The organism is Geodermatophilus marinus (assembly GCF_003428645.1).
Classification (GTDB): domain Bacteria; phylum Actinomycetota; class Actinomycetes; order Mycobacteriales; family Geodermatophilaceae; genus Geodermatophilus.
Map to the genome: position 1 here is coordinate 16,694 of NZ_QVQH01000027.1, position 17,785 is coordinate 34,478.

Genomic DNA, 17,785 nt, shown 5'->3' on the forward strand with positions numbered 1-17,785 from the left:
TCAGACTCCAGCGCTGGTCAGGTCGGCGGTCTCGAGGTCGGCCGGGGCGGTCAGGCGGCCGGTCAGCGCGGTGGCCGCCGCGACGGCCGGGCTGACCAGGTGGGTGCGCCCGCCCTTGCCCTGCCGGCCCTGGAAGTTGCGGTTGCTCGTGGACGCCGAGCGCTCCCCGGGTCGGAGCTGGTCGGGGTTCATCCCCAGGCACATCGAGCAGCCCGCGCCGCGCCACTCGGCGCCGGCGTCGAGGAACACCCGGTCCAGGCCCTCGGCCTCGGCCTGCGACTTGACCGCGACCGACCCGGGGACGACGAGCATCCGGGTGCTCGGGTCGATCCGCTTCCCGCGCAGCAGTTCCGCGGCCACGCGCAGGTCCTCGATCCGGCCGTTGGTGCAGGAGCCCAGGAAGACCGTGTCGACCTCGATCTCGCGCAACGGGGTGCCCGGGGTCAGGCCCATGTAGGCCAGCGCGCCCTCGACGTCGCGGCGGTCGCCCTCGTCGGCGAAGTCGGCCGGGTCGGGCACCCGCCCGGAGATGGGCAGCCCCTGGCCCGGGTTGGTGCCCCAGGTGACGTAGGGGGCCAGCGACGCGGCGTCGATGCGCACCTCGCGGTCGAACACGGCGCCCTCGTCGGTGCGCAGCGTCCGCCAGTGCTCGACCGCGGCGTCCCAGTCGGCACCCTGCGGGGCGTGCGGCCGGCCGGCCAGGAAGGCGAAGGTGGTCTCGTCGGGGGCGATCAGCCCGGCCTTGGCGCCGGCCTCGATCGACATGTTGCAGATGGTCATCCGGGCCTCCATCGACAGCTTCTCGATGGCGCTGCCGCGGTACTCGATGACGTGGCCCTGCCCGCCGCCGGTGCCGATCTGCGCGATGACGGCGAGGATGACGTCCTTCGCCGAGACGCCCGCGGGCAGCTCGCCGTCGACGGTGACCGCCATCTGCCGGGGCCGGTACTGCGGCAGGGTCTGCGTGGCCAGCACGTGCTCGACCTCGCTGGTGCCGATGCCGAAGGCCAGGGCGCCGAAGGCGCCGTGCGTGGAGGTGTGGCTGTCACCGCAGACGATCGTCATGCCCGGCTGGGTCAGCCCGAGCTGCGGGCCGATGACGTGCACGATGCCCTGGTCGCGGTCGCCCATCGGGGCCAGCCGGACGCCGAACTCGGCGGCGTTGCGGCGCAGCGCCTCGACCTGCGCCCGGCTGACCGGGTCGGCGATGGGCGCGAGGACGTCCAGCGTCGGGACGTTGTGGTCCTCGGTGGCCATGGTGAGGTCCGGGCGCCGCACCGTTCGGCCCGCGGCCCGCAGCCCGTCGAACGCCTGCGGGCTGGTGACCTCGTGCACGAGGTGCAGGTCGATGAAGAGCAGGTCCGGCTCGCCCGCGGCGCTGCGCACCACGTGGGCGTCGTAGACCTTCTCCGCCAGGGTCTTCGGCACGAGGGCCCCCTCCTGGGTCGTCGTCGCGCCCACCGGCTGGTCTTCTCAGACAGTGGGATGCAAGTATTGCTCTGTGGGACAGCCTAACCCCGTTGCCGTGCTCGACAAAGCCGTGTCCATCCTGCGCGCCGTCGCCGCCGAGCCGGCGACCCTCGCCGAGCTGGTCGAGCGGACGGGGCTGCCCCGCGCCACCGCGCACCGGCTGGCGGTGGCCCTGGAGGGCCACCGCCTCGTGCGCCGCACGGCCGCCGGCGCCTGGGCGCCCGGGCCCGGGCTGGCCGAGCTGTCCCGCGGGGTCGCCGACCTGGCCGACCTCGCCGGCCGGCACCTGGTCGTGCTGCGCGACGCCAGCGGCGAGAGCGCCCAGTTCTACGTGCGGGACGGCGCCACCCGGGTGTGCCTCGCCGCGGCGGAACGGGCGCACGGGCTGCGCGACACCGTCCCGGTGGGCGCCCGCCTGCCGATGACCGCGGGCTCGGCCGCGCACGCGCTGCTCGCCTTCGCGCCGGTGGACGAGGTCACCCCGCTGCTGCCCGCGGCCAGCTTCACCGCCCGCACCCTGCTCGACGTGCGGCGCCGCGGCTGGGCGCACAGCGTCGCCGAGCGCGAGGCCGGCGTCGCCTCGCTGTCGGCGCCGGTGCGCGACGCCGCCGGCGGCGTGCTCGGTGCGGTCTCCATCTCCGGGCCGGTCGAGCGGCTGGGCCGCCGCCCCTCCCCCGAGGTGGTCGGCGCGGTCCTGGAGGCGGCCGGCGCGATCTCCCGCGCCGCCCGCTGACGCCCGACCCCTCCGAGGGGCCGCCCCCGGGGTCAGTGCGCGGGGGGCCGGTCCTCGTCCCCGGTCACGTCGGCGCCCTCGTCGACGACCACCGGCCGCAGCCGCGACCAGAGCGCGAAGGCCAGCGCGAAGACGACCATCGCGAGCCCGGCCCAGAGGTTGGCGTTCAGGTCGCCGGTCTTCTCGCGGTCGGCCGGTGAGTCGGCGAACAGCCCCATGAGGACCAGCACGACGCCGTAGAAGCCGATGAGCGCGGCGATGACGTTGCGGACGTCGAAGGCGCCCGCGGCGTGGGGGCGCCCGCCGCCGTCGTTTCCCGTGGACATGTCCCGAGCTCCTCTCACCGGAAGACCACGTTGAGCGCGATCACCATCACCAGGGAGATCCCGGCGAGCTTGGTGGGCGACTGGTACCAGGGCAGCCGGTGCGCGTCGGGGTCGGTGCGCTGCTCCTTCGGCGTCTCGGAGTACACCAGGCCGACCAGTTCCCGCGCCGGCTTCGGCCGGGTCACCATCGTGACCGCGACGCTGACGACGATGTCCACGACGAAGGCCGCCCCGGCCGCGACGAACGCCGTCCCCTGGCCCGGCAGGTCGAACACGCCGGTCTCGGAGAGGACGAAGACGACGATCGCGGCCAGCGTGCCCGACACCAGCCCGGTCCAGCCCGCCGTCGCGGTCATCCGCTTCCAGAACATGCCGAGGATGAACGTGGCGAACAGCGGGGCGTTGAAGAAGCCGAACAGGGTCTGCAGGTAGTCCATCAGGTTCTGGTAGCCCGCCGCGATGAGCGCCGTCCCGATGGCGACCACCGTCGCCCCGACCGTGGCCCACCGGCCGACCACCAGGTAGTACTGGTCGGGCCGGTCCTTGACGACGTAGGTCTGCCAGAGGTCGTAGCTGAAGACGGTGTTGAAGGCCGAGACGTTGGCCGCCATCCCCGCCATGAAGGCCGCCAGCAGGCCGGCGATCGCGACCCCCAGCAGGCCGTTGGGCATCACGTCGCGGATCAGGCCCAGCAGCGCCTCGTTGTAGGACAGGTCGCTGTCCTGGCCGGCCTTGAGCTGCTGGATCTCCGGCACCAGGATGCCGGCGATCAACCCCGGGATGACGACGATGAAGGGCACGAACATCTTCGGGAACGACCCGATCACCGGGGTGCTGCGCGCCGCGGACATCGACTTGGTGGCCATCGCGCGCTGGACCTCGACGAAGTTCGTCGTCCAGTAGCCGAAGGAGAGCACGAAGCCGAGCCCGAAGACGATGCCGACGGTCGACCACACCGGGCTCTCGAAGCCCGACAGGTCCGTGGCCGGCCAGGAGGACAGCTGCTCGGCGCCGTCGGTGGCGGTGACCTCGTCGACCAGCCCGTCGATCCCGCCGACGCGGTGCAGCCCGATCAGGGTCAGCGGCAGCAGGGCGGCGACGATGACGAAGAACTGCAGGACCTCGTTGTAGATCGCCGCCGACAGCCCGCCGAGGGTGATGTAGCTGAGCACCACCGCGGCGGCCACGATCAGCGAGATCCACAGCGGCCAGCCGAGCAGCGCGTTGACGATCGTCGCCAGCAGGAACAGGTTGATCCCGGCGATGAGCACCTGCGCGACGGCGAAGGACAGCGCGTTGACCAGGTGCGCCCCGGTGCCGAACCGGCGCCGCATGAACTCCGGGACGCTGCGGACCTTGGACCCGTAGTAGAAGGGCATCATCACGATGCCGAGGAACAGCATCGCCGGGACCGCGCCGACCCAGAAGTAGTGCATGGTCGACATGCCGTACTGCGCCCCGTTGGCCGACATGCCGATGATCTCGACCGCGCCCAGGTTGGCGGAGATGAACGCCAGACCGGTCACCCAGGCCGGGAGGCTGCGGCCGGAGAGGAAGAAGTCGAGGCTGTCGGAGACCCGTCGTCGGGCGGCGAACCCGATCATCAGGACCACGCCGAAGTAGACGGCGACGAGGAGGTAGTCGACGAACGAGGCGTCGAGGCGGAGCGCATCCACGGGCAGGACCTCCGGTGCTGAGCGGTCAGTCGAGTCGGCGGGCCCCCGGAGACGGCGTGACGGCGAAGGTCCGCGGCGCTCTGTACCCCTCGACGGCGAAGCGATCTGTGATCGCGGTCACTATCTCGTCGGTGCGCTCCCGGCGGACCAGCACGACGGCACTGCCGCCGAACCCACCCCCGACCATGCGGGCCCCCTCGGCGCCGTGGTCCAGGGCCGTGGTCACGCAGGTGTCGAGCTCGACGGTCGAGATCTCGAAGTCGTCCCGCAGCGAGGCGTGGCCCTCGGTCAGGAGCGGGCCGACGGCGGCCGGGCCGGCGTCCCCGCGCAGCACGCGGACCACCTCGAGCACCCGGGCGTCCTCGGTGACCACGTGCCGCGCCCGCCGGAGGAGCAGCGTCCCCTCGGGCGTGCCGTCGTCCAGCGGGGCGAGGTCCGCCACCGCGGCGACGTCGCGCAGCGCGGCCACGCCGAGCCGCTCGGCGGCCCGCTCGCACTCCCGGCGTCGGTCGCCGTAGCCGCCGGTGGCGTGGTCGTGCGTCGTCCCGGTGTCCACCACCAGCAGCTCCAGGCCGGCCGCGGCGAGGTCCAGCGGCACCTGCTCGCTGCTGCGGTCGCGGGTGTCGAGGAACAGCGCGTGCCCGGCCGTGCAGAGCAGCGAGGCCGACTGGTCGAGGATCCCGGTCGGGGCGCCGACGAAGTCGTTCTCCGCGCTGCGGGCGACGTCGACCAGGTCGGCGAGGGCCAGGTCCGGGGCGGCCGGGTCGGGGGCGGTCAGGTCCCGCAGCGCCAGTGCCACCGAGCAGGACAGCGCGGCCGACGAGGACAGCCCCATCCCCGCCGGGACGTCGCCGTCGACCAGCACGCTGACCCCGCCGGGCACCCGGTCGCGCAGCGCGTGCACCACCCCGGCCGGGTACCCGGCCCAGCCGGCCGGCCGGCCCGGGGCGAGCTCGGCGACGTCCAGCTCGACCCGCTCCCCGGGGTGCTGCACCGAGGCCAGCGCCACCACGCCGTCGTCCCGCCGGGCGACCGCGGCCCGGGTGGTGTGCGGCAGGGCCACCGGCAGCACGAAACCCTCGTTGTAGTCGGTGTGCTCCCCGATGACGTTCACCCGCCCCGGGGCGGCCCAGACCCCCTCGGGCGCGGTGCCGAAGGCCTCGGTGAAGGCCCGGCGGGCGCGGTCGGCGGCGTCCGCACCGGAACCCGGCGCGCTCACGCCGGCGCCCGCAGCTGCTCGGCGACGTCCTCGGGCGTGGTGTCGCTGATGAAGGCCCCCATGCCCGACTCGGAGCCGGCCAGGTACTTCAGCTTGCCCGGCGCCCGGCGCAGGCTGAACAACTGCAGGTGCAGCCACCAGTCCTCCCGGCCGCGGGCGACCGGGGCCTGGTTCCACGCGGCGATGTAGGGCATCGGGGTGTCGAAGCGGCGGGCGAAGCGGCCGAGCACGTCGAGGTAGAGCCCGGCCAGCGCATCCCGCTCGTCGCCGTCGAGGGCGGCGAGGTCGGGCACCCGGCGGTGCGGGAAGACCTGCACCTCGTAGGGCCAGCGGGCCGCCGCGGGCACGAAGGCGGTCCAGTGCGGGTTGCCGGCGACCACCCGGGGGCCGGACCGCTCGGCGGCGAGGACGTCGGCGAACAGGTCCCCGCCGGTGTCGGCGCGGTGGCGGGCGACGGAGGCCAGCACCTTCTCCACCCGTGGCGTCACGAACGGGTAGGCGTAGATCTGCCCGTGCGGGTGGGAGAGGGTCACCCCGATCTCCTCCCCGGAGTTCTCGAACACGAAGACCTGCTCGACGCCGTCGATGCCCGACAGCTCCGCGGTGCGCTCGGCCCACACGTCGACGACCAGGCGCGCCCGGTCCTGCCCCAGGGTGGCGAACGAGCGGTCGTGCTCGCTGGTGAACACCACGACCTCGCAGCGCCCGAAGCCGGGCCGCAGCCCGGTGAGCGGGGCACCCGGGGCGACCGGCGGGACGTCGGTGTCGACGGTCGTGGCCAGGGACGGGAACCGGTTCTCGAAGACGACGACCTGGTAGTCGGCCTCGGGGACCTCGGTGGACTCCCGCCCGGGGCGGGTCGGGCACAGCGGGCAGAGGTCGGCCGGCGGGAGGAAGGTCCGGGTCTGCCGGTGCGAGGCCAGCACCACCCACTCGCCGAGCAGGGGGTCCCAGCGCAGCTGGGAGCGGGTGCTCACCGGCGGCAGGTCCCGCGGGTCCTCCGCCGTCCGCGCCGGGGCGGAGCCGTCGGCGTCGAAGTAGAGGAGCTCCCGGCCGTCGGCCAGACGGCGACTGGTGCGGATCACGTGCAGGGACGCTAGCCCGCGGCGGGGCCCGCCACCGACCCGCCTCCCCGGGACCTCCCCCGGAACGGCGAGGGCCCCCGGCCGGGTGGCCGGGGGCCCTCCCCTGCTGTAGCCCCGAAGGGATTCGAACCCTCGCTACCGCCGTGAGAGGGCGGCGTCCTGGGCCGCTAGACGACGGGGCCGTGCGGGCACCATGGTGCCACGCCCCGGGCAGGGGCCCGCGACCGGGTCCCCCGGGACGACGAGAGCCCCCGGCCTGGTGGCCGGGGGCTCTCGCCTGCTGTAGCCCCGAAGGGATTCGAACCCTCGCTACCGCCGTGAGAGGGCGGCGTCCTGGGCCGCTAGACGACGGGGCCGTGCGGTGGTGCGGTCGTGCTGAGGACAGGTCGCCCAGGACGGACGACGTTCCTCGCTGGGGTACCAGGACTCGAACCTAGACTAACGGAGCCAGAATCCGTCGGGCTGCCAATTACCCCATACCCCAAGGGTCGTGCTGCACCTCGCGGCGCCGGGGACCACCATACCCGACCCCCGGGGGCGCCCCCGGCCCCCCCGGGGGTGACGGTGGTCGCAGGTCCAGCGCGGCCGTCCGCGTCTCCGGCCGCAGGCGCCGGCCGGAGCGGGCGACCAGCCACACGTAGGCCGCCATGACGAGCAGGTCCAGCGTCACCACGACCAGGCCGGCGCCGGCCGGGATCGAGTCGGTGGACACCCCCTCACCCAGCGCGCCGAGCAGCAGGAACACCAGCACGTTGTTGACCGCGTGCAGGACGATGGCCGCCTCGAGGCCCCCGGTCAGCCAGACCACGGCGGAGGCGGCCAGGCCGAAGGCGAAGCGGTCGAGGAAGGTCCACACGTCCGGCGGGAGGTGGGCGGCGGAGAACATCGCCGCGGTGAGCACCCCGGCGACCACCGCACCGGTGCGCGGGTCGCGGATCCAGGCGGCGACCGTCTGGCTGAGGTACCCGCGGAAGACGTACTCCTCGGCGGCCGACTGCAGCGGGGTGGTGAGCAGCACCACGAGCACCAGCCACCCGTAGGCCGGCGTCGGGCCGGTGACCTCGCCGCCGTCGACCCAGAGCCCGGCCAGCAGCGACAGCGCGATGCCCGCCCCGAGCGTGGGCAGGGCCAGCAGCGTGTAGGGCGGGAGCAGCCGCCAGCGCAACCGGGCGAGCACCGACGAGGACCAGCCGCGGCGCATGCCGTGCGCGACCACCCAGGCCAGCCAGACCGTCGGGATCGCGACGATCAGCGACAGGTTGGTGATGAGCAGCACGCCGGGGTCGACCAGGTCGAGCAGCTGCAGGTCGGGGAACGCGCCGGTGACGAACGCGACGAGGACGACGACCGTGGCCGCGACCGTGTACACCACGGTGATCAGGAGCAGGCCGAGCAGCGGCCGCCACCAGCGCCAGTCCCGCGAGCGCATGGCCAGCAGGAAGGGCGCCGGCCGGTCGTGCGGGGGCGTGCCCGGCGGTGGCGACCACGGCGCACCGGGGGGCGGCGGGCCCGGGAACGGCCGCCGGTCGAGCGGCCCGCGCTGCCACGACGGCGGGCCCGGCGCGGCGGGTGGGAGCTGCCCGGGGTGGGTGTGCGGGCCCGGCGGCAGGGGCACCGGGCCCAGCGGCCACGCCACCGGGCCGGCGAAGGCGCCGGTGGCCGGCAGCGAGTGGACGCCGTGCAGCGCGCCGGGCACGCGCGGCGGCGCGCCGTAGGGCCCCGTGGGCGGCGGCCCGGTGTAGGGCTCGTCGTCCGGGTCGGGGGCCGGGCCACCGCCTGGCGGCACCGGCGCGCTCACCGTGTCACCCCGGCACCGCGGCCCGCGCCGCCGCCAGCCGGGCCAGCGTGCGCTCCCGACCGAGCAGCTCGATCGACTCGTACAGCGGCGGGGACACCGTGCGGCCGCTCACCGCGACCCGTACCGGCCCGAACGCCTGGCGGGGCTTGCGCCCGAGCCCGTCGACCAGGGCCGTCCTGAGCGCGGCCTCGACGGCCTCGGTGGTCCAGTCCCCCAGGTCGCGCAGGGCCGCGGCCGCCGCGTCGAGGACCTCGGCCGCCTCGGGCCCGGACAGCTGCTTGGCCGCGGCGGCCGGGTCGATCTCGACGTCCTCCACGAACAGGAACCGCAGCAGCTCGACGGCGTCGGAGAGCACCACCACCCGCTCCTGCACCAAGGGCGCGATCGCCCGCAGCAGCCGCTCCTGCTCCGGGGTGGGCGGGTCGGCGACCAGCCCCGCACCGGCCAGGAACGGGACGACCCGGGTGACGAACTCCCCGACCGGCAGCGCACGCAGGTGCGTGGCGTTGATCGCCTCGGCCTTCTTCAGGTCGAAGCGGGCCGGGTTCGCGCTGACCCGGGTGACGTCGAAGGCCTCGGCCAGCTCGGCCGTCGAGAACACGTCGCGGTCCTCGGCGATGGCCCAGCCGAGCAGCGCCAGGTAGTTGGCGAAGCCCTCGGGGACGAACCCTCGCTGCCGGTAGACGTCGACGTTGGACTGCGGGTCCCGCTTGGACAGCTTCTTGCTGCCCTCACCGGTCACGTAGGGCAGGTGGCCGAACCGCGGGGCGCCGGACGCCACGCCGATGTCCTGCAGCGCCGCGTAGAGCGCCAGCTGCCGGGGCGTGGAGGGCAGCAGGTCCTCCCCCCGCAGGACGTCGGTGATGCCCATGAGCGCGTCGTCGACCGGGTTCACGAAGGGGTACAGCGGCACCCCGTTGGCCCGGACGACGACGAAGTCGGGCACCGACCCCGCCGCGAACCGCACCTCGCCGCGCACCAGGTCGGTCCAGGCGAGGTCCTCGTCGGGCATCCGCAGCCGCAGCACCGGCTCGCGGCCCTCGGCCCGGAAGGCGGCCTTCTGCTCGTCGGTGAGGAAGCGGTCGGCGTTGTCGTAGCCGAGCTTGGGGTCCTGCCCCGCGGCCAGCCGGCGCGCCTCGACCTCCTCGTTGGTCGAGAACGACTCGTAGGCGTGCCCGGCGGCCAGCAGCTTCGCCGCGACGTCGCGGTAGACCTCGTGGCGCTGCGACTGCCGGTAGGGGGCGTGGGGGCCGCCGACCTCCGGGCCCTCGTCCCAGTCCAGGCCCAGCCAGCGCAGGCTGTCGAGCAGGTGGCGGTAGGACTCCTCCGAGTCGCGGGCGGCGTCGGTGTCCTCGATGCGGACGACGAAGGTGCCGCCGGTGTGCCGGGCGTGCGCCCAGTTGAACAGCGCCGTCCGGAGCAGCCCGACGTGCACGGTGCCCGTCGGCGACGGGCAGAAGCGGGTGCGCACGCCGCTCGTGGGCGAGGTCATCGCGCGCCCCCGGCGGTCGAGGTGGTGTCGGCGCCGGCGACGGTGTTGGTCAGCGTGCCCAGGCCCTCGATCGTGACCTCCACCCGCTGCCCCGGTGCCAGGGGACCGACCCCCGACGGGGTGCCCGTGAGCACGACGTCCCCGGGCAGCAGCGTCATCACCTGCGAGATGTGCGAGACCAGGGTCGGGACGTCGAACAGCAGCTGGCTGGTGCGGCCGGACTGCCGCAGCTCGCCGTCCACGGTGCAGGTGACCTCGAGGTCGGCGGGGTCCTTGCCCAGGCCGGGCAGGTCGGTCTCGATCCACGGGCCGAGCGGGCAGAAGGAGTCGAAGCCCTTGGCGCGGGTCCACTGCCCGTCGTTGCGCTGCATGTCCCGCTCGGTGACGTCGTTGGCGATCGTGTAGCCGAAGATGCTCGCCGGGACCTGCTCGGGGCTCACGTGCCGGGCCCCCCGGGCCCCGATGACGACGGCCAGCTCGGCCTCGTGGTGCACGTTCGTGCTGCCCGGCGGGATGCGGATGGCGTCGCCCGGGCCGATCACCGCCGTGGACGGCTTGAGGAACAGCAGCGGCTCGCTCGGCGCGTCGCCCGTCTTCATCTCCGCCACGTGGGCGGAGTAGTTCTTGCCGACGCACACCACCTTGCTCGGCAGGATCGGCGAGAGCAGCCGCACGTCGGCCTGGGCGTACCGCTGGCCGGTGAAGGAGATGGTGCCGAAGGGGTGGCCCTCGATCTGGGCGACCTGGCCGTCCCCGTCGAGGACGCCGAAGGACATGCCCGAGGGCGAGGCGAAGCGGACGATGCGCACGGCGTCGAGGCTACTGACCCGCACCGGCCGAGCTGCGGCCCTACGGTTCCGGGGTGGCCTGCCGACTCAGCGAGATCGTGATCGACTGCCGGGACCCCGAGCGGCTGTCCGCGTGGTGGGCGCGGGTCCTCGGGTACCGGGTGCTCTCCCGGGAGGAGGGGGCCGTGGAGATCGGCCCGGAGGAGGGCTTCGGCGGGCCGGCACCCACGCTGGTCTTCTCGCCGTCCCCCGACCCGGCGCCGGGGAAGCCGCGGCTGCACCTGGACCTCTCCCCCACCGACCGGGACCAGGACGCCGAGCTCCAGCGGCTGCTGGACCTCGGGGCGACGCCCGCGGACGTCGGGCAGACCGGCAGCGAGAGCTGGCACGTCCTGGCCGACCCCGAGGGCAACCCGTTCTGCCTGCTGCGCCGCCGGCTGTGACGGTGACGTCGGTCGGCCTACCGGCCTCCCACCGCGGCCAGGTGCCGTCCCCCACCGCCGCTGAGCCGTGCGCCCGCTCCGCTCGTCGGGGACCCTCCGGGCCCCGCTCCTGCCGGGCGCACCGCGGCCAGGTGCCGTCCCCCACCGCCGCCGAGCCGTGCGCCCGCTCCGCTCGTCGGGGACCCTCCGGGCCCCGCTCCTGCCGGGCGCACCGCGGCCAGGTGCCGTCCCCCACCGCCGCCGAGCCGTGCGCCCGCTCCGCTCGCCGGGGACCCTCCGGGCCCCGCTCCTCCCGGGCGCAAAGCGGCCAGGTGCCGTCCCCCACCGCCGCTGAGCCGTGCGCCCGCTCCGCTCGCCGGGCCGTGCGCCGGCTCCCCGGCGTCCCCCGACCGGGTGGTGCCGCCCGGCTCCGCATCGCAGCGCCACGCCGGGGGTAGTGCACACGGGCACAGCACCGTCCGCTCGTGCGCAGGGAGACCACCATGGCCGAACCCCGTACCGCCGACCGCCCCAGCCGGATGCGCGTGGCCCGCAGCCGCGGTGCGGTCAGCGGGCTGCTGCTGGTCCTGCTGGGCGCGTGGGGCGCCCTCATCCCCTTCGTCGGCCCGTACTTCGACTTCGCCTACACGCCCGACGACCCCTGGACGTGGACCGCCGACCGCTTCTGGCTGGAGGTGCTGCCCGGGTTCGCCACCGTCGTGGGCGGCCTGCTGCTGGCCACCACGGCCAACCGCGCCGTCGGCGTGGTGGGCGGGTACCTCGCCAGCGCCGGGGGCGCGTGGTTCGTGGTCGGGCCGGTCGTGGGCCAGCTGTGGGCCGGGCCGGGTGGAGCGGCCGGGTCGCCGGCGGCCACCGACGAGACGCTGGCCGTGCTCGAGCAGCTGGCCTTCTTCTCGGGTCTCGGGGTGCTGATCGTCTTCCTCGCCGCCCAGGCCCTGGGCCGGTTCACGGTCCGCTCGACGAAGGACGTCCGCGCCGCGGTCCGGGACGCCGAGCGCCGGGCCGTCCAGCGGGAGGCCGAGCGGCTGGCCGCCGAGCGCCCGCCGAGCGTCGTCGTCGACCAGGCGCCCGTGGCCCCGTCCGACCCCGGGGAGCACCGGGCCACGCCGTCGCCCGACCCGACCGGCAGCGGGGCCACCCGCCGCAGCTGAGGCGGCCGGCGGCCCCGCCCGCCGGCGTCAGCGCGGGCGGCGGTGGCGGACGGCGTAGGTCAGCGCGTCGACCAGCGCGTGCCAGGAGGCCTCGACGACGTTGTCGTGGACGCCGACGGTCGTCCACTCCCCCACCCCGTCGGTGGTGTCGATGAGCACGCGGGTGGTCGCGCTGGTGCCGCCCTTCCAGCCGAGGATGCGCACCTTGTAGTCGGCCAGGGAGACCCCGGCCAGCTGGGGGTAGCGGGCGACGAGAGCGGCCCGCAGGGCGTTGTCCAGGGCGTTCACCGGGCCGTTGCCCTCCCCGGTGGAGATGATCCGCTCGCCGTCGACGTGGACCTTGACGGTGGCCTCGCTGACGACCACGCCGTTGCCCCAGTGCTCGACGGAGGTGCGGTAGCTCTCCAGCTCGAACAGCGGGGGCGGGGCGTCGGGCAGCTGGGCGCGCAGCAGCAGCTCGAACGAGGCGTCGGCGGCCTCGAACGACCAGCCGTCGGCCTCGAGGACCTTGACCTGGTCGACGACCCGGGCGATGGCATCGGGGTGCCCGTCGAGGTCGACGCCGAGCTCGCGGCCCTTGAGCTCGACGGAGGCCCGGCCGGCCATCTCGGTGACCAGGATGCGCATGTCGTTGCCGACCACGGCCGGGTCGAGGTGGTTGTACAGCTCGGGGCTGACCTTGATGGCGCTGGCGTGCAGGCCGGCCTTGTGCGCGAACGCCGAGGCGCCCACGAAGGGCTGGTGGTCGTCGGGGGCGATGTTGGCCAGCTCGGCGATGGCGTGGCTGACCCGCTGCAGCTCGGGCAGGCACTCGGCCGGCACGACCGGCAGCCCCATCTTGGTCACCAGGTTGGCGATGAGCACGAACGTGTCGGCGTTGCCGGCCCGCTCGCCGTAGCCGTTGGCCGTCCCCTGCACGTGGGTGACACCGGCCTCGACCGCGGCGAGGGTGTTGGCCACCGCGCAGCCGGTGTCGTCCTGGCAGTGGATGCCCAGCTTGCCGTCGACGCGGGACCGGACGTCGGCCACCACCCGGCCCACCCCCATGGGCAGCATCCCGCCGTTCGTGTCGCACAGGACGCCGACCTCGGCGCCGGCGTCGAAGGCCGCCGCCAGCACGCGGACGCCGTAGTCCGGGTCGGCGGCGTAGCCGTCGAAGAAGTGCTCGCAGTCGAGGAACACCCGCCGGCCGTGGCGCACCAGGTGGGCGACGGTGTCGGCGACCATCGCGAGGTTCTCCTCGAGCGTGGTCCGCAGCGCCTCGCGCACGTGCCGGACGTCGGACTTCGCGACCAGGCAGACCACCGGCGTCCCGGCGTCCAGGAGCGCCTGCACCTGGGCGTCGTCCTCCACGCGGACGCCGGCCTTGCGGGTGGCGCCGAAGGCGACCAGCTGGGCGTGCTTGAGCGTGAGCTCCGCGCGGGCGCGGGCGAAGAACTCGGTGTCCTTCGGCAGCGCCCCCGGCCAGCCGCCCTCGATGTACCCGACGCCGATCTCGTCGAGCAGCCGGGCGACGGCCAGCTTGTCGGCGACGGAGTAGCTCACGCCCTCGCGCTGCGCGCCGTCGCGCAGGGTCGTGTCGAAGACGTGGAAGTCGAGCGGGGTGGACTCGAGCGCGGTGGGCATCGGATCTCCTGCGGGTGGGGCGGCCCGAACACGAAAAAGACCCCCCGGGTACGGGAGGTCTGCGCGCAGTCGGGGAGGTGACTGCGCGCTACGCGATAATGAGCGCTGCGGTGATCAGCGCTGCGCTGGTGGTCGAGGCGGCGGGGTGCATCGCCGTCGAGTAAAGCACGGGCGGGCGCCGGGATCGACAGCCGCGACGCCGCGCCCTGCGGTGGACACGCAGGGTGCGGCCCGACACACTCCGCACGCAGGCTCGGAGACGACGACGTCCCACCGGGAGGCGCGGGTGACCGGTACCGCCGCTCGTACGCGGCCCTACCCCTACGACCGCAGCGGCACCGAGGTCGGCCCCGACGGCGTCCGGCGCTACACCGGGCTGCCCCGGAACCTGACGGTGATGCTGCGCGCGGCCGTCGAGGCCCACCCCGACGCCGAGGCGCTGATGGAGCTCGGCGGCGAGCGGGTGACCTACCGGCAGCTGTGGGACCGCGCCGCGCGGGTCGCCGGAGGGCTGCGGGCGCTGGGCGTGCAGCCGGGCGACCGGGTCGCCAACCGGCTGGGCAACGGCACCGACTGGGTGGTCGCGTTCTGGGGCACGCTGCTCGCCGGCGCGGTCGCCGTCCCGGTGAACACCCGCTTCGCCGAGCCCGAGGTCCGCTACGTCGTCGAGGACTCCGGCGCCGCGTACGTCGTCGAGCCCGGGGCCGCGCTGCCCGACGGCGAGCCGGTGGAGGTCACCGACCAGGGGCACACCGACCTGGCGGCGATCTTCTACACCAGCGGGACCACCGGCTTCCCCAAGGGTGCGATGACCACCCACGAGAACTTCCTGTCCAACGTCGAGACCTGCCTGCGCTGCCTGTCCCTCGACCGCGACCAGCGGCTGACCACCCTCGTCTCCGTGCCGCTGTTCCACGTCACCGGCTGCAACTCGCAGCTGCTGGTGGTCACGGCGGTCGCCGGGCGGGCGGTGGTCATGCCGGTGTTCGAGGTGCACGCCTTCCTGCGCGCCATCGCCGACGAGCGCGTCGACGTGCTCACGACGGTGCCGGCGATCTACTGGCTGGCGCTGCAGCAGCCGGAGTTCGCCGAGGTCGACACCTCGTCGGTGCGGGCGCTGAGCTACGGCGGGGCGCCGATCGCTCCCGACCTCGTGCACCGCATCAAGGCGGCGTTCCCGACCGCGCGCGTGGGCAACGGCTTCGGGCTCACAGAGACCTCCTCGGTGTCGACGTACCTGCCCGACGAGTACGCCGCCGAGCACGCCGACTCGGTCGGCTTCGCGGCCCCGGTGGTCGACCTCGACCTCGCCGACCCCGACCCGCGGACCGGCGTCGGCGAGCTGCTGATCCGCGGCCCGAACGTCGTCGCCGGCTACTGGCGCAAGCCCGAGCAGACGGCGGAGACCTTCGTCGACGGCTGGCTGCACAGCGGCGACCTCGCCCGCATCGACGAGTCGGGGCTCGTGCACGTCGTCGACCGCAAGAAGGACATGATCAACCGCGGCGGGGAGAACGTGTACTGCGTCGAGGTGGAGAACGCCCTCGCCGCGCACCCGGCGGTGGGCGAGGTCGCGGTCGTCGGCGTGGCCGACCCGATGATGGGCGAGAAGGTGGGCGCCGTCGTCGTCCCCCTGCCGGGCCGGCAGGTCGACGCGCCGGACCTGCTCGCCTTCGCCCGCGAGCGGCTGGCCGACTTCAAGGTGCCGCAGTACCTGTCGATCCGCAGCGAGCCGCTGCCCCGCAACCCCGGCGGCAAGGTCCTCAAGCCACCGCTGCGCGAGCAGGGCGACTGGCAGCCGGTCCGCTGAGCCCCCACCCCGTCCCCGACCGACGACCCCGAGGAGACCCGTGCCCACCGTCGAGACCGTCCGTGGCCCGATCGACACCGCCGAGCTCGGCGCGACCCTCATGCACGAGCACGTGTTCGTCGTCTCGACCGAGCACCTGCAGAACTACGGTGCGGGAGCCTGGTGGGACGAGGACGAGCGCGTCGCCGACGCCGTGGACAAGCTGGACGAGCTGAAGACCCTGGGCATCGACACGATCGTCGACCCGACGGTGTGGGGCCTGGGCCGCTACATCCCGCGGGTGCAGCGGGTCGCCGAGCAGACCGACATCAACATCGTCGTCGCCACGGGGCTCTACACGTACGACGAGATCCCGCACCAGTACGAGCACCGCGGGCCCGGTCTCGCCCTCGACCTGCCCACCGACCCCATGGTCGACGACTTCACCCGCGACATCCGCGACGGCATCGCCGACACGGGGGTGCGGGCGGCGTTCCTCAAGTGCGTGGTCGAGGTCAAGGGCCTGACCCCGGGCGTCGAGCGCACCCTGCGGGCCTGCGCGGCCACCCACCGCGCCACCGGGGCGCCGATCACCGTGCACACCGCCTCGCACACCCAGGCGGGCCGGCTGGCCGTGCAGGTGCTCGGTGAGGAGGGGGTCGACCTCACCAAGGTGGTCATCGGGCACGCCGGGGACAGCAACGACCTCGACTACCTGACCGGCCTGGCCGACGCCGGCTGCCTGCTCGGCATGGACCGGTTCGGCCTGGACATCTACAACCCGACGGACGCCCGGGTGGCCACGATCGTGGCGCTGGCCGAGCGCGGGTACGCCGATCGCATGGTGCTCGCGCACGACGCCAGCTGCTTCATCGACTACTTCCCCGACCCGGCGGCCCGTGCGGCGTTCCAGCAGGTCCAGCCGAACTGGAACTTCACGCACATCAGCAAGGACGTCCTGCCGGCGCTGCGCGAGCACGGGGTCACCGAGGAGCAGATCCGGCAGATGCTCGTCGACACGCCCCGGCGCTACTTCGAGTGACCCGCACCCGTCCGGGCTGACCGTCGGAGGTCCGGGCTCACCGTCGGGGTTCCTGGCTCACCGTGGCCCCGTCCAGGGCACCGCCCCGAGCGGAGCGAGGGGTGGGGAGGACGGGGTCCTCGCTCAGCCGCCGGCGAGCGCGGCCAGGCGGTCACCGACCTCCCGGGTGCGCACGGGACCCTGCGGGTCCCGCGTGGAGAGGTCGAAGGCGACCGCCGCGTTGACCTTCTTCGCCAGGTCGGCGTGGCCGAGGTGCTCGAGCAGCAGCCCGACCGAGAGCACGGTCGCCGTCGGGTCGGCGACGCCGGTGCCGGCGATGTCGGGCGCCGACCCGTGCACCGGCTCGAACATGCTCGGGTTGGTGCCCGAGGCGTCCAGGTTGCCGCTGGCGGCCAGTCCGATGCCCCCGGTCACCGCGGCGGCGACGTCGGTGACGATGTCGCCGAAGAGGTTGTCGGTGACGATGACGTCGTAACGGCCGGGGTCGGTGATGAAGAACATCGTCGCCGCGTCGACGTGCTGGTAGGCCACGGTGACGTCGGGGAACTCCGCGGACACCTCCTCGACCACCCGCGACCACAGCGACCCGGCGTGGGTGAGCACGTTGGTCTTGTGGATGAGGGTCAGGTGCCGCCGCGGCCGGGCCAGCGCCCGCTCGAAGGCGTACCGGACGACGCGCTCCACGCCGAAGGCGGTGTTGAGGCTGACCTCGGTGGCGACCTCCTGCGGGGTGTCCTTGCGCAGCACGCCGCCGTTGCCCACGTAGGGCCCCTCGGTGCCCTCGCGCACGCAGAGCATGTCGATCGGCCCGGGGTCGGCCAGCGGGCTGCGGACGCCGTCGAACAGCCGGGCCGGGCGCAGGTTCACGTGGTGGTCGAGCTCGAAGCGCAGCCGCAGGAGCAGGCCGCGCTCGAGGATGCCCGGCGGCACCCCGGGGTCGCCGATCGCGCCGAGCAGGATCGCGTCGTGCCCGCGCAGCTCCTCGAGCACGCTGTCGGGCAGCAGCTCACCGGTCCGCTGCCAGCGCTGGGCGCCGAGGTCGTACGGGGTGCTCTCCACCTCGGGGGCCACCTCGCGGAGGACCTTGAGGCCCTCGGCCACCACCTCCGGGCCGATGCCGTCTCCGGGGATCACTGCCAGGCGCATG

General features: G+C 74.3%; 15 protein-coding genes and 3 tRNA genes. 5 read left to right on the forward strand and 13 right to left on the reverse strand.

What is annotated here, in order from left to right; translation table 11 throughout:
• A complete protein-coding gene (gene leuC, locus D0Z06_RS21065) occupies positions 1 to 1,461 on the reverse strand; it encodes a 3-isopropylmalate dehydratase large subunit (RefSeq protein ID WP_233517865.1) in 1,461 nt (486 codons plus the stop codon).
• Positions 1,462 to 1,525: 64 nt separating this feature from the next.
• On the opposite strand from leuC, the gene D0Z06_RS21070 reads away from it, so the two are divergent.
• Positions 1,526 to 2,203, forward strand: a complete 678-nt coding sequence (locus D0Z06_RS21070) for an IclR family transcriptional regulator (RefSeq protein WP_255419367.1) — start codon at positions 1,526 to 1,528, stop codon at positions 2,201 to 2,203.
• Positions 2,204 to 2,235: 32 nt separating this feature from the next.
• On the opposite strand, the gene D0Z06_RS21075 is transcribed toward D0Z06_RS21070, so the two are convergent.
• The 10 genes from D0Z06_RS21075 to D0Z06_RS21120 all read right to left on the reverse strand — a co-directional run bounded on the left by D0Z06_RS21075 (position 2,236) and on the right by D0Z06_RS21120 (position 10,608).
• The gene (locus tag D0Z06_RS21075) at positions 2,236 to 2,529 is read right to left on the reverse strand and encodes a hypothetical protein (RefSeq protein ID WP_117379510.1); all 294 of its coding nucleotides are present in this window, start codon (positions 2,527 to 2,529) and stop codon (positions 2,236 to 2,238) included.
• A 14-nt stretch (positions 2,530 to 2,543) separates the two neighbouring features.
• Positions 2,544 to 4,205, reverse strand: coding sequence for a sodium:solute symporter family protein (locus tag D0Z06_RS21080; RefSeq protein ID WP_233517866.1), 1,662 nt, complete (start codon positions 4,203 to 4,205; stop codon positions 2,544 to 2,546).
• 25 nt (positions 4,206 to 4,230) lie between these two features.
• Positions 4,231 to 5,424: a galactokinase gene (galK, locus tag D0Z06_RS21085; RefSeq protein ID WP_117379512.1), complete on the reverse strand. Its 1,194-nt coding sequence runs from the start codon at positions 5,422 to 5,424 to the stop codon at positions 4,231 to 4,233.
• Positions 5,421 to 6,509, reverse strand: a complete 1,089-nt coding sequence (gene galT, locus D0Z06_RS21090) for a galactose-1-phosphate uridylyltransferase (RefSeq protein ID WP_117379513.1) — start codon at positions 6,507 to 6,509, stop codon at positions 5,421 to 5,423. The genes galK and galT overlap by 4 nt, the downstream gene beginning before the upstream one ends.
• Before the next feature lie 109 nt (positions 6,510 to 6,618).
• Positions 6,619 to 6,691, reverse strand: a tRNA-Glu gene (locus D0Z06_RS21095).
• Between the two features lie 101 nt (positions 6,692 to 6,792).
• A tRNA-Glu gene (locus tag D0Z06_RS21100) sits at positions 6,793 to 6,865 on the reverse strand.
• Between the two features lie 56 nt (positions 6,866 to 6,921).
• A tRNA-Gln gene (locus D0Z06_RS21105) sits at positions 6,922 to 6,993 on the reverse strand.
• On the reverse strand, positions 6,979 to 8,307 hold the full coding sequence (locus tag D0Z06_RS21110; protein ID WP_117379514.1) for a CPBP family intramembrane glutamic endopeptidase: 1,329 nt from the start codon (positions 8,305 to 8,307) through the stop codon (positions 6,979 to 6,981). Before D0Z06_RS21110 ends, D0Z06_RS21105 begins: the two co-directional genes overlap by 15 nt.
• Positions 8,308 to 8,311: 4 nt before the next feature.
• Entirely contained in the window at positions 8,312 to 9,799 is a 1,488-nt protein-coding gene (gene gltX, locus D0Z06_RS21115) for a glutamate--tRNA ligase (protein ID WP_117379515.1), read from the reverse strand.
• Positions 9,796 to 10,608, reverse strand: a complete 813-nt coding sequence (locus D0Z06_RS21120) for a fumarylacetoacetate hydrolase family protein (protein ID WP_117379516.1) — start codon at positions 10,606 to 10,608, stop codon at positions 9,796 to 9,798. Before D0Z06_RS21120 ends, gltX begins: the two co-directional genes overlap by 4 nt.
• A 53-nt stretch (positions 10,609 to 10,661) precedes the next feature.
• On the opposite strand from D0Z06_RS21120, the gene D0Z06_RS21125 reads away from it, so the two are divergent.
• Positions 10,662 to 11,030 (forward strand): VOC family protein, encoded by a 369-nt coding sequence (locus D0Z06_RS21125; protein ID WP_117379517.1) that lies wholly within the window; start codon positions 10,662 to 10,664, stop codon positions 11,028 to 11,030.
• 482 nt (positions 11,031 to 11,512) lie between these two features.
• Positions 11,513 to 12,181, forward strand: a complete 669-nt coding sequence (locus D0Z06_RS21130; RefSeq protein ID WP_117379518.1) for a hypothetical protein — start codon at positions 11,513 to 11,515, stop codon at positions 12,179 to 12,181.
• 27 nt (positions 12,182 to 12,208) lie between these two features.
• On the opposite strand, the gene cimA is transcribed toward D0Z06_RS21130, so the two are convergent.
• The gene (gene cimA / locus D0Z06_RS21135) at positions 12,209 to 13,807 is read right to left on the reverse strand and encodes a citramalate synthase (RefSeq protein ID WP_117379519.1); all 1,599 of its coding nucleotides are present in this window, start codon (positions 13,805 to 13,807) and stop codon (positions 12,209 to 12,211) included.
• Positions 13,808 to 14,093: 286 nt separating this feature from the next.
• Here cimA and D0Z06_RS21140 point away from each other — a divergent pair, with 286 nt between their 5' ends.
• The gene (locus D0Z06_RS21140; RefSeq protein WP_233517867.1) at positions 14,094 to 15,617 is read left to right on the forward strand and encodes a class I adenylate-forming enzyme family protein; all 1,524 of its coding nucleotides are present in this window, start codon (positions 14,094 to 14,096) and stop codon (positions 15,615 to 15,617) included.
• A 40-nt stretch (positions 15,618 to 15,657) separates the two neighbouring features.
• Positions 15,658 to 16,638 (forward strand): phosphotriesterase family protein, encoded by a 981-nt coding sequence (locus tag D0Z06_RS21145; RefSeq protein ID WP_117379520.1) that lies wholly within the window; start codon positions 15,658 to 15,660, stop codon positions 16,636 to 16,638.
• 123 nt (positions 16,639 to 16,761) lie between these two features.
• On the opposite strand, the gene D0Z06_RS21150 is transcribed toward D0Z06_RS21145, so the two are convergent.
• Positions 16,762 to 17,784 carry a 3-isopropylmalate dehydrogenase gene (locus D0Z06_RS21150; protein WP_117379521.1) on the reverse strand — a complete coding sequence of 341 codons (1,023 nt, stop codon included), beginning with the start codon at positions 17,782 to 17,784 and terminating at the stop codon, positions 16,762 to 16,764.
• Position 17,785: the final 1 nt, after the last annotated feature.

Coding starts and splice junctions, on each gene's coding strand:
- D0Z06_RS21075 (WP_117379510.1), bottom strand. CDS start 2,529: ATGTCCACGGGAAACGACGGCGGCGGGCGCCCCCACGCCGCGGGCGCC.
- gltX (WP_117379515.1), bottom strand. CDS start 9,799: ATGACCTCGCCCACGAGCGGCGTGCGCACCCGCTTCTGCCCGTCGCCG.
- D0Z06_RS21130 (WP_117379518.1), top strand. CDS start 11,513: ATGGCCGAACCCCGTACCGCCGACCGCCCCAGCCGGATGCGCGTGGCC.
- cimA (WP_117379519.1), bottom strand. CDS start 13,807: ATGCCCACCGCGCTCGAGTCCACCCCGCTCGACTTCCACGTCTTCGAC.
- D0Z06_RS21150 (WP_117379521.1), bottom strand. CDS start 17,784: ATGCGCCTGGCAGTGATCCCCGGAGACGGCATCGGCCCGGAGGTGGTG.